Raw genomic sequence first — 10,437 nt, 5'->3', positions numbered from 1 at the left:
TGTCAGGCCGCCTTTGTGGGCAAGCCAGCTCCCCCATTGGATCGGCGTTGTGTCAACCAACCCGCAATTTTTCAATAGCACCTGCGACTTTCTCATTTGCCCCACTCCCCCACCCATGGCCTGATTGCCCCTCGTTCATTCAAGGCCGCACCATGGAAACCGTCCACACCAAACCCACCACCGCCCTTTGGCTGATGATCAGCGTCGTGCTGGTCGCCCTCAACCTGCGCCCATCGATGGCTGCCGTCGGCCCGTTGTTGTCATCGATCCGCGCGGAGGTGGCCTTGAGCTTCAGCAGCGCAGCCCTACTGACCATGTTGCCGGTGATGGCCATGGGCGCGGCGATGTTCCTTGGCATGGGCCTGGCCAAGCGCTTTGGCGAGCACCGCAGCATCGTGGTGTCACTGGTGGTGATTGGCATGGCCACGCTGTCACGGCTGTTCCTCGATTCGGCGCTGGAGTTGATCGTCAGCGCCATCGCCGCCGGCGTGGGGATTGCGATGATCCAGGCATTGATGCCGGCGCTGATCAAAGCGCGGTTCAGCGATAATGTGTCGCTGTTCATGGGCCTGTACGTCACCGCGATCATGGGCGGTGCGGCAATGGCCGCGTCGTTTTCACCCTTCGTGCAGGTGCAGACCGGCAGTTGGCGCATCGGCCTGGCGATCTGGGCCGTGCTCGCAGTGCTGGCCTTGGTGTCCTGGCATGCGCAACGCTGCGTGCTGCCGCCGATGCCCCAAGCCGCGCGCGGCCCTCAGGCGTCGTTTTTCGCTAACGGCCGCGCCTGGTTGCTGGCGGTCTTTTTCGGCCTCGGCACTGCCTCCTACACCTGCGTGCTGGCCTGGCTGGCGCCCTACTACGTGGAGCAAGGCTGGAGCGAACAGAACGCAGGGTTGCTGCTGGGCTTCTTGACGGCCATGGAAGTGGTGTCCGGCTTGATCACACCCGCCATCGCCAACCGTCGCCAGGATAAACGCGGTGTGGTGGCCGTGCTGCTGGTGATGATCATCCTGGGTTTCTGCGGCTTGATTCTCAGCCCGCACCACCTCAGCTTATTGTGGCCCTGCCTGCTGGGCCTGGGCATCGGTGGCTTGTTCCCGATGAGCCTGATCCTGTCCCTCGACCACCTCGACAACCCACGCCGCGCCGGCGGCCTCACCGCGTTTGTGCAAGGTATCGGCTACCTGATTGCCGGGCTGTCGCCCTTGATCGCCGGGATGATCCGCGACCAACTGGGCAGCTTCGAATGGGCCTGGTGGTCGCTGACAGCGGTGATCGTGGTGATGCTAGTGATCGTCACGCGCTTCAACCCTCGGCATTACGCACGGCACATTGGCTGACGTCGTGTTGCAAACAGTATTTGTCTCACACCAAACATAGAAACGCCCTACAGAGCTTTCTAATGGTACGTTCGTTCCGTTAAGCTTTTGCCCTTGTCGCGCACTGTTTCAGTGCCAAGGCTTACCGGACGGAATGGATGCTAAACAGTAACTTGCTCAGAAAGCTCGACATGCAGGACTTGATGGTGTTTATCGCCGTCTACGACCAGAGCAGCGTTACCGAGGTGTCCGAAACGCTGTTCGTCAGCCAGTCCACCGTGAGCTACAGCCTGAAGAAGCTGCGCACCAGCTTCGAAGACGAGCTGTTCATCAATACCCGGGCGGGCATGCGGCCGACGTACAAGGCCACCACGATGTATGGCCATGTGCAGAAAATCCTCGAAAGCATCAACCTCTGCCACGCGGGTGGCCAGGCTTTCGACCCAACCCAGAAAGCCGTGACCTTTAATGTCTGCGCGCCGGAATACTTCGAACAGCTGATCCTGCCGCGCCTGTTGAAGCACTTCGACCGCGCCGACCTGCCGGTGATCGTCAATGTGCGAAAACTGGAAACCGACATCCCCGCCGATGACCTGCGTGAAAATCGCCTCGACCTGGTGATCTGCTTCGGCCCCAACTTCCACCGCGCCCACAAAGACTTCCGCACCCAGATGCTGCTAGAGGACGACCTGGTGTGCGTCTTCGACAAGCGCTCGGCACCGCGGGAGCCGGCCTTCAGCCTGCAATCGTTTGTCGAGCGGCGCCATGTGTTCCCCACGCCGTGGACCTCCGACACCAACATGATCGATGGCTGGCTGGCGCGCCAGGCTCACAAGCGCCAGGTGATCGCCCGCGCCAACAGCTACAGCGCAGCCTTGAAGATGATTACCGGCACCGACTTTATCGTCACCCTGCCGCGTCGCGTGCACAAGCTGCTGGCGCCGGCGACAGTGTTTGGCCACTGCGAGGCGCCCAATGGCTTGCCGGGATTCACGCTGGAGATGCAGTGGAACGAAACCAGTGAACAGGACAGTGCCAATACCTGGTTTCGTGAGCAGGTGGTGAAAGTCTGCGCCGATCAGGGCCTGCTTTAAGCGTCAGCCGATGGCGACTTTGCTGTAGGAATCACGATCCATGTCTACCAGTTGGACACTCAGTTGGACTTGGACACCCTCCGGCCAATCCCCGAGGTCCTGTAGCGCCGCCAGCAGGCTTTGCGACAATTGCTCCTTGACCTGCGGTGACCGCCCACTGAGCAGTGACAGCTTCACTGCGATAAACCCGCGCGGGTTCAGGGAAGTACCAACCTGAAAGCTCTCGACCTTGACCGCACGGCTTTTGATATCGAACTCGGAAGCGAACTGCCCGGACACCATCAGCACGTTATTGAGCCGCAACAAGGTCTTCTCGACGGCCAGGCCGGTAAGGTTGGCGGTGTATTCCAAGTGCAGGTGCGGCATGGATGGCTCCGAGGTTTTCGTAGGAAGATTCCTAGATATACCACGGATAAAAGCCTCAGGCCTTGTTCGCCAACCCTCGATCACTCATAAACGCCTCCAGCCGTGAGCGTACCCAACGCTCGGCAGGGTCGGTGTCCACATGGCTCAGCCAGACCATGGACAAGTCCAGGGTCGGCGTCTCGAACGGAAACGGCTCGCAGAACAGTTGGCCCGACACCGCCATCGCCTCGGCGGTGTAGTCCGGCAAGCTGGCGATCAAGTCAGTGCCGGCCAGCAAGGCCGGCAGCGCGCTGTATTGCGGCACCGACAGCACCACGTGGCGTTTGCGGCCGATTTCCGCCAGCCACTCATCGGCAAACCCGGCCACGTTGGCGGTGTGGGACACCAGCACATGGGGGCGCGAGCAATATTCATCGAGGGTCAGCGGTGTGTCCGAGGCATCGGCGCGCAGCAAGCGCGGGCGGATATGGCGCAGCAGCTTGCGCTTGGCATTCGCCGGCAAGCCACGGGTCTGGGTAATGCCGACAGTGATATCGCCGGAAGCCAACAGGTCGGGAATACGCCAGTAGTCCACATGCTGCACCACGAACACGACTTGCGGCGCTTCCTGGCGCAAGGCGCGCAGCAATGGCGGCAACAGGCCGAATTCAACGTCATCGGACAAGCCGATGCGAAAGGTCATGGTGCTGATGGAGGGGTCGAAATCGTGGGTGAGGCTCAAGGCCGACGATAACGAATCAAGGGCCGGCGACAGGTGCTGGATGATTTCCTCGGCGCGTGCCGTCGGCTCCATGCGGTGGCCCACGCGAATGAACAGCGGGTCGTTGAACAGCGTGCGCAGACGATTGAGGGCCGAACTGATAGTCGGCTGGCCAAGAAACAGCTTCTCCGCCACCCGCGTCACGTTGCGCTCAAGCATCAGAGCTTCGAACACCACCATCAGGTTGATGTCGGCCTTGCGTAATTCATTGCGATTCATCGGCGCCTGCCCCTTTGCCCAAGACAAGCCGCAGTTTAGAAAGCGCGGGGGCCTGCGTCTATGTGCGCACTGTTCATCCAGCGGCTTTGCGACTATAAAACAGCTCTCACAGGTCGCAGGAATTCCACCGTGCTGGTCATCCTTGCCCTCAGCATCCTGCTCGGCGGGTGTTTGCTCTGGGCCATCAAGTACATCGCTCACCCCACCGCCAGGACACTGCTGCGCGTTTTTGTCGGGTTATGCCTGGCGGCGGTCGTGGCCTACCTGGTGCTGGCTTCCGGGTTTCCGACTTCGCTGCTGGTCTGAGCCTCCTCCTGGCCTTGGCGCAGACGCAACGCGGCCAGGGCGGCCACTACCAGCACCAGCGCAATGACTTTCAAGCCGTTCATCGCATTGCCGGTGCTCATCTCGATCGCGCCCATTACCGAAGGCCCGACAAACCCGCCCAACAGCCCGCAAGCGTTGACGAAACCCAACCCGCCCGCCAGCGCCACGCCCTTGAGACGCGAGGCCGGGTACAGAAAAATGATCGACTGCACCACAAAGAACATCACCGCCGACAGGCAAAAACCCAGCAGGCTGAACACCGGCCCCGACACCGAGGCAATCGCCAGGCCCAGCGCCATGGTCAGCAGCCCCGTGATCAACAGGCGACGACAGCGTCCCGGCGTTGTGGCAAATCGCGGGATCAGTACCGCACCCAGTGCCGCCGCGATCCACGGCAAGGAGGTCAGCAGGCCAACGCTCATGGTGCTCAGCTCGCCGTACTTGCTGATGATGCTCGGCAGGAAAAAGATCACGGTGTAAATGGTGATCTGATGGCAAAAGTACACAAAGATCGCCAGCAGGATTTGTGGGGTCAGCCAGTTTTTCAACGAGTGACCGCCCTCGCCTGCGCCCTCTTCGGTTTCCAGGGCGATGCGCTGTTCAATCCCTCGTGCTTCCTCGGCCGACAGCCAGGGGGCCTTGCTCGGGCGGTCGGGCAACTTGCGCCACACCACCCAGGCAAACGCCACGGCGGGCAAGCCTTCCAGCAGGAACATCCACTGCCAGCCGTGCCAGCCGAGCATACCGTCCATGCGCATCAAGGCGGCACCCACCGGGCCGCCGATGATGTTGGCGAAGCACACCCCGAGCAGGAAGTACCCGGTGGCGCGCGCCCGTTGTTCACGGTTGAACCAGTAGGTCAGGTACAGCATCACGCCGGGAAACAGACCGGCCTCGGCGATGCCCAGCAACAGGCGCAGCACGTAGAACGAAGTCTCGCCCTGTACAAAGGCCATGGCCGCCGAGATCAGGCCCCAGGTCACCATGATCCGCGCAATCCAGAACCGTGCGCCGACCTTGTGCATGATCAGGTTGCTGGGGATTTCCGACAGCGCATAGGTGAGGAAAAACAGCCCCGCGCCCAACCCGTAGGCCGCGGCGGAAATGCCCAGGTCGACGTCCAGGTGATGCTTGGCCAGGGCGATGTTGGTGCGGTCCAGGAAGCTCAGGATGTAGGCGATGATCAGCAAGGGCATCAGCTTGACGAACATCAGTTTGTTCAACGCCTGCGGCTCGCGGGCGTGGGTGGCGGTAGTCATCGGCAATTCCTCTTGGCGCCCCGCCAGCCGGGCTGGGGGGCGCATCGGTGTTGTTCTAGGAGTCGAGTTGCACAACCAGCGCCTGGGGGCGATGGGAAAACAGTTGCAGCAGCGCGCCGCCCAAAGCGCAGCCGGCCATCACGAAGAAACACACGGTGTAGCCGTGCAGCGTGGTCCAGCCGCCGCCCATGGCGATCAGGCTGCCCATCAGCACCGGCGCCAGGCCGCCGCCGATGAACATTGCCGTGGTGATGATGCCGTTGGCGGTGGAGGTCGCCGACGGCTCGGCCGAGTCGCAGGCCACCGCGTAGTAGATCGGCCACACCGCATTGGCCACCAGGCCGAACAGCAGTTGCACGACGATGATCAATGTCAGGGTGTTGGCGAAGTAGAACGCGCCGACACTCGCCGCCATCCATAGCCCACAGATGATCAGGGTGGTGCGCCGGCCGATGATGTCCGACAGCGACGGCCACACCAGTTGCCCGAGAATGCCGGTGAGGGTGAACACCACGCTCATCCCCGCCGACTCGGCCAGCGACAGCCCGGCGATGTTGTAGAGGTACGCCGGCAGCACGATGTTCACGCCCATGTACACCACCTGGGTGAGCATCGTATTGCCCGCTGTCAGGGCGATATTACGGTTGCGCAAGGTCGCGACAAAGGTCCGCCAGGCCTCGCCTTTTACCGAACTGGCCGGGGCGTTGTCCGGAGGGGTCATGCCTTTGGCGGCGATGTCGACGTACAGCGCGGTGATGCGTTCGGCGGTCGAATAACGCGCCCAGAAGATCATCAGCGGCAGCGCCACCACGAAGGCGAAGAAGAACACGTAGCGCCAGTTCTCCTCACCAAACACCGTGATGACAAAACTCGCGACGATGCCACTGAGCATGGCGCCAATCGGGTAGCCGGTGTGGTGCGCGCCCAGGGCAAACCCGCGACGTTCCACTGGCCACCATTCGGCGGTGTTGCTCACCCCCACGGGCTCGCCCCAGCCGGCGCCGAGGTTGACGCCCACACGCAGTGCAATAAAGGTGGCAAGGTTGCCGCTCAACGCCTTGAAGCCGGACAGGAACGAGATCGCCGTATAGCCCAGTACCAGCGGCACCTGGAAGCGCGCCCGTTTCCAGCCGCCACCGTAACGGTCGCTCCACATCGAGCCGGGGATATCCAGCAGGGCCAGCGCCAGCATGACCACCGTGGCGACGGTGCCCCATTGGTCTGCGGACAAATCGAAATGCTTGGAGATGGTCGGCCCCAGGCGCAACACGATCTCACGGTCGTAGGCGTTGAGGATCCAGATCATCCAGCAGACCAGCAGCGATACCCAGGAATGCCGGTGAATGCTGCGCAGCGACGCTTTTTTTATAGTTGCCATGGGCCTCTCCAGGCGCGCGAGGGCGCGCACTGACACAAGGTTGCGAAGGAATATGCCTTGTCACACACACGCGCTAGCTGGCGAATCGTCGCTCGGCTATTCCTTGCACGCCCAACCCGGTAATGGCGAACAGCGCTCCGCGCTGCTGGCCGTCCGCCGGAAAACGCGGCAGTGGCGGCTTGGCCATGGAAGTCACAAACAGGGTGTCCAGGTTTGGCCCGCCAAACGTCAGGCTGGTGACCTTCTTCACCGGCATCTGGATGATGCGGTCGACCTGGCCATCCGGGGTGTAGCGCACCAGTTTTCCGGCGTAGACCAAGGCTTGCCACAGACAGCCTTCGGCATCCACGGTGCAGCCGTCGGCGGCGCCACCGCCAGCGGTATCGACCTTGGCAAAGGTGCGGCGGTTGCTCACATGGCCGGTGGCGAGGTCATAGTCGTAGGCCCAGATATCGCCGGACCAGGTGTCGCAAAAGTAGAAGGTCTCTCCCGACGGGCTCCAGCACGGGCCGTTGGACACAATGATGCCTTCGTCCAGGGTGTGCAGGCTCAAGTCGGCGTCCAGGCGGTAGAGCTTGGCGCTGGCGTGGTCTTCCTGCGTGTCCATGGAGCCGAAGATGAAGCGGCCCTGGCGGTCGACCTTGCCATCGTTGAGGCGGTTGTCGGGCAGGTGCGGTTCCGGGTCAATGACCAGGTCGAGCTCTCCGCTGTCGAGGTCGAGCGTGTGCACGCCATTCTGCAGCGCGACAATCGCCGACTCGCCCGCCTGGCGCAGGGCCATGGAGCCGATCTTCTGGCCCACCTCCCACGCACGCAGTTCGCGGCCGTCGTCGGTGCAGCGCAGGATGCGGCCGTCGGCGCTGTCGATCCAATACAAGCGTTGTTGCTCGACGTCCCACACCGGGCCTTCGCCCAGGGTGGTCTTGACGTCGACAAGCACTTCGATACGCATGGTGTGATCCCCTTATTGTTGTTGTGCGGGATGCAGGCCGCGCCTTGACGCGGCAGTTTGTCGGGTTAGAAATTGACCTGGTCGCGCCCCTTGAGCCCGAGGATTTCCCGCGCTTCATCCGGCGTGGCAACCCGGTGGCCGAGGGCTTCGATCACCGTGCGAATGCGCCGTACCTGGTCGGCGTTCGACGCGGCCAGCTTACCCGGGCCATCCCACAGCGAATCTTCCAGGCCGACACGGGCGTTGCTGCCCATCGACAGGCCCATGGTCGCCAGCGGAATCTGCCCACGCCCGGCGCCGAGGATCGACCACACATAGTCGTCGCCGAACAGGCGGTCGGCGGTGCGACGCATGTGCGCCAGGTCTTCCGGGTGGCCGCCGATACCGCCGCGCAGGCCGAACACCGACTGGATGAACAACGGCGGCTTGAGCAGGCCGCGCTCCAGGAAGTGCGCGGCGGTGTACAGGTGGCCGATGTCGTAGCACTCGATCTCGAAACGCGTGCGGTTCTCGGCGCACGAATTGAGGATGTGAGTGATGTCGCGGAAGGTGTTACGGAAGATCCGGTCGTCACTGTCTTCCAGGTATGGCCGCTCCCAGTCGTGCTTGAACTCGGTAAAGCGGTTGAGCATTTCGTACAGGCCGAAGTTCATCGAGCCCATGTTCAGCGAGGCCAATTCCGGCTTGAACTGCATCACCGGTTGCAGGCGCTCTTCCACGCCCATGGTCGGTGCGCCACCGGTGGTGATGTTGATCACCACGTCGCTGGCGGCCTTGATGTGCGGCAGGAATTCGGCGAACAAGGCCGGGTCCTGGCTGGGACGGCCGTCAATCGGGTCGCGGGCATGCAAGTGGACGATCGCGGCGCCGGCTTCGGCGGCACCGATCGCGGCATCGGCAATTTCCTGCGCGGTGATGGGCAGATGCGGCGACATCGACGGCGTATGGATCGCACCGGTAACGGCACAGGTGATGATGACAGGACGATTTTTGGGCATGACGAATCTCCGGCTTTTATTCTTATGAAAAAAATCCTGGGTACAGCGCGATGTGGTCTTGCGTGACTTACAGGTACTCGACGTTACCGTCGACGCTGATCGCCTGGCCGGTCACGTTGCGCGCGGCGGGCGAACAGAGGAACAGAGCCATGGCTGCCACGTCTTCGGCGGTGACCATGCGCTTGAGGGAAATCTTGTTGAGGTATTCCTGGCGCATCTCGGCTTCGGGTACGCCGACCTGTTCGGCACGGGCGCGAATCACGCCGTCCATGCGCGGGCCTTCGACGATGCCGGGCAACAAGGCGTTGACGCGAATATCACTCTCGCCCAACTCCGACGCCAAGGACTTCATCAAGCCGACAATCGCCCATTTGGTCGCCGCATACGGCGTGCGCCACGCGTAGCCCAAGCGCCCCGCCACCGAGGCGATATGCAGCAGATGGCCGTGGGACGATGCCTTGAGCATCGGCACCGCGTGGTGGGCAAACCGGTATTGCGCGGTGAGATTGACCGTGATGGTGGCTTGCCACTCCGCGTCGCTGATCGCGTCAATGCCGCCGGTGGGCCCGGCAATCCCGGCGTTGTTGACCAGCACATCGAGGCCACCGAAATGCTCGTGCTGCACCTTGAACACCGCCTCGATCTGCGCGGCATCGCTGACGTCGGCACGGGTGGCGACGGTGCCTGGGTATTTGTCGCGAAACGCGGCCAGGGCCGGCTCGCTCACATCACACACATGCACCTGGGCACCGGCTTCCAGATACGCCGCCGCCAGCACTTCACCGATGCCGGCAGCCCCGCCGGAAATCAACACACGTAACCCAGGATAGGGCTGCAACCGTTGTAGGACACTCATGCACGTTTACCTCCTGAAGCAGACGACCGCGTACGGTCGTTCTTGACGAGCAGGCGCGCCAGGGAGTCGGCGGCCTGCATGATGTCATCGGTCACCGCGGCGCGTGCGCCGGCGCCATCACGGGCAGCCAGCGCTTCAACGATGCGCGTGTGCGCCTCCATCGAGCGTTGCAGGTGAGCTTTATCCGGGGCGACCAGCGCAAAGCACGGGCCCATGTGCAGCCAGAAGTTTTCCACGGCGGCCATGGTCAATTCGGCTTGGGCCACGGCGTAGATGCGCCGGTGGAAGGCAAAGTTGGTCCACAGGTAGCGGGACACGTCGACTTCGTCAGCGGCGTGCTGCATCTGCTGGCACAGGTCGGTGATTTCATCGAGGTCGGCTTTTTGCAGGCGCAGCACGGCTTTTTCCGCCAGCAAACCTTCGAGTGCGACCCGTGCATCACGGATTTCGCGCAGACGTTCGACCGTCATCAGGCGCACGCGCAGTCGAGAGGTTTCGGTGACTTCAAAAGCGTTTTCGGCGCTGAGGCGCTGCAGCGCTTCGCGCACCGGCATGGGGCTGGAACCCAGTGCTTCGGCAAGGCCGCGGATGGTGAGTTTCTGGCCGGGCTGGAAGCGCCCACTCATCAGCGCTTCGCGGATCTGGCGATAGACCTGGTCTTGCAAGGTATCGCGGGACACCTGGCGCAGGGTAGGCAGGAGGAGCGGACCATCTGTCATGAGGCAAAACCTGTGTTGTCGTTCTTATGGCCTCAATATGTGATCACAAATCAAATATGTCAAATAGTTTCCCAGACGGATGCGCGCGCACAACAATTGTGGGAGCGGGCTTGCCCGCGAAAGCAGTGGATCAGCCGACACATTGGTTGACTGACACACCGCATTCGCGGGCAAGCCCGCTCCCACAGTG

At 62.4% G+C, this 10,437-nt stretch carries 11 protein-coding genes; 3 read left to right on the top strand and 8 right to left on the bottom strand.

What is annotated here, in order from left to right:
- Positions 1–152: 152 nt before the first annotated feature.
- Together ATH90_RS07540 and ATH90_RS07535 are read left to right on the top strand one after the other, a co-directional pair.
- Positions 153–1,340, top strand: a complete 1,188-nt coding sequence (locus ATH90_RS07540; RefSeq protein ID WP_098465973.1) for a cyanate transporter — start codon at positions 153–155, stop codon at positions 1,338–1,340.
- Positions 1,341–1,477: 137 nt separating this feature from the next.
- Positions 1,478–2,413, top strand: a complete 936-nt coding sequence (locus ATH90_RS07535) for a LysR family transcriptional regulator (protein ID WP_034104180.1) — start codon at positions 1,478–1,480, stop codon at positions 2,411–2,413.
- A gap of 3 nt (positions 2,414–2,416) precedes the next feature.
- On the opposite strand, the gene ATH90_RS07530 is transcribed toward ATH90_RS07535, so the two are convergent.
- Both ATH90_RS07530 and ATH90_RS07525 read right to left on the bottom strand, forming a co-directional pair.
- Positions 2,417–2,779 carry a 5-carboxymethyl-2-hydroxymuconate Delta-isomerase gene (locus ATH90_RS07530; RefSeq protein WP_034104178.1) on the bottom strand — a complete coding sequence of 121 codons (363 nt, stop codon included), beginning with the start codon at positions 2,777–2,779 and terminating at the stop codon, positions 2,417–2,419.
- A 55-nt stretch (positions 2,780–2,834) separates the two neighbouring features.
- Positions 2,835–3,758: a LysR substrate-binding domain-containing protein gene (locus ATH90_RS07525; RefSeq protein WP_034104176.1), complete on the bottom strand. Its 924-nt coding sequence runs from the start codon at positions 3,756–3,758 to the stop codon at positions 2,835–2,837.
- A 129-nt stretch (positions 3,759–3,887) separates the two neighbouring features.
- On the opposite strand from ATH90_RS07525, the gene ATH90_RS29330 reads away from it, so the two are divergent.
- Positions 3,888–4,064 (top strand): hypothetical protein, encoded by a 177-nt coding sequence (locus ATH90_RS29330; protein ID WP_164403686.1) that lies wholly within the window; start codon positions 3,888–3,890, stop codon positions 4,062–4,064.
- On the opposite strand, the gene ATH90_RS07520 is transcribed toward ATH90_RS29330, so the two are convergent.
- The 6 genes from ATH90_RS07520 to ATH90_RS07495 all read right to left on the bottom strand — a co-directional run bounded on the left by ATH90_RS07520 (position 4,019) and on the right by ATH90_RS07495 (position 10,247).
- Entirely contained in the window at positions 4,019–5,344 is a 1,326-nt protein-coding gene (locus tag ATH90_RS07520) for an MFS transporter (RefSeq protein ID WP_034104173.1), read from the bottom strand. The genes ATH90_RS29330 and ATH90_RS07520 overlap by 46 nt on opposite strands.
- Before the next feature lie 55 nt (positions 5,345–5,399).
- Entirely contained in the window at positions 5,400–6,722 is a 1,323-nt protein-coding gene (locus tag ATH90_RS07515) for an MFS transporter (RefSeq protein WP_034104171.1), read from the bottom strand.
- A gap of 73 nt (positions 6,723–6,795) precedes the next feature.
- Positions 6,796–7,674, bottom strand: a complete 879-nt coding sequence (locus ATH90_RS07510) for an SMP-30/gluconolactonase/LRE family protein (RefSeq protein WP_034104169.1) — start codon at positions 7,672–7,674, stop codon at positions 6,796–6,798.
- 65 nt (positions 7,675–7,739) lie between these two features.
- Positions 7,740–8,672 (bottom strand): 3,5-dioxohexanoate:acetyl-CoA acetone transferase, encoded by a 933-nt coding sequence (kce, locus tag ATH90_RS07505; protein WP_034104166.1) that lies wholly within the window; start codon positions 8,670–8,672, stop codon positions 7,740–7,742.
- A 67-nt stretch (positions 8,673–8,739) separates the two neighbouring features.
- Positions 8,740–9,528 carry an SDR family oxidoreductase gene (locus tag ATH90_RS07500; protein ID WP_034104164.1) on the bottom strand — a complete coding sequence of 263 codons (789 nt, stop codon included), beginning with the start codon at positions 9,526–9,528 and terminating at the stop codon, positions 8,740–8,742.
- Positions 9,525–10,247 carry a GntR family transcriptional regulator gene (locus ATH90_RS07495; RefSeq protein ID WP_034104162.1) on the bottom strand — a complete coding sequence of 241 codons (723 nt, stop codon included), beginning with the start codon at positions 10,245–10,247 and terminating at the stop codon, positions 9,525–9,527. The genes ATH90_RS07500 and ATH90_RS07495 overlap by 4 nt, the downstream gene beginning before the upstream one ends.
- Between the last annotated feature and the right edge of the window lie 190 nt (positions 10,248–10,437).

Origin of the sequence: Pseudomonas lurida, assembly GCF_002563895.1 — a bacterium.
GTDB classification, from domain to species: Bacteria; Pseudomonadota; Gammaproteobacteria; order Pseudomonadales; family Pseudomonadaceae; genus Aquipseudomonas; species Aquipseudomonas lurida.
This window is presented reverse-complemented; position numbering and strand designations above follow the sequence as displayed.

Coding starts and splice junctions, on each gene's coding strand:
- ATH90_RS07540 (WP_098465973.1), top strand. CDS start 153: ATGGAAACCGTCCACACCAAACCCACCACCGCCCTTTGGCTGATGATC.
- ATH90_RS07535 (WP_034104180.1), top strand. CDS start 1,478: ATGCTAAACAGTAACTTGCTCAGAAAGCTCGACATGCAGGACTTGATG.
- ATH90_RS07530 (WP_034104178.1), bottom strand. CDS start 2,779: ATGCCGCACCTGCACTTGGAATACACCGCCAACCTTACCGGCCTGGCC.
- ATH90_RS07525 (WP_034104176.1), bottom strand. CDS start 3,758: ATGAATCGCAATGAATTACGCAAGGCCGACATCAACCTGATGGTGGTG.
- ATH90_RS07520 (WP_034104173.1), bottom strand. CDS start 5,344: ATGACTACCGCCACCCACGCCCGCGAGCCGCAGGCGTTGAACAAACTG.
- ATH90_RS07515 (WP_034104171.1), bottom strand. CDS start 6,722: ATGGCAACTATAAAAAAAGCGTCGCTGCGCAGCATTCACCGGCATTCC.
- ATH90_RS07510 (WP_034104169.1), bottom strand. CDS start 7,674: ATGCGTATCGAAGTGCTTGTCGACGTCAAGACCACCCTGGGCGAAGGC.
- kce (WP_034104166.1), bottom strand. CDS start 8,672: ATGCCCAAAAATCGTCCTGTCATCATCACCTGTGCCGTTACCGGTGCG.
- ATH90_RS07500 (WP_034104164.1), bottom strand. CDS start 9,528: ATGAGTGTCCTACAACGGTTGCAGCCCTATCCTGGGTTACGTGTGTTG.
- ATH90_RS07495 (WP_034104162.1), bottom strand. CDS start 10,247: ATGACAGATGGTCCGCTCCTCCTGCCTACCCTGCGCCAGGTGTCCCGC.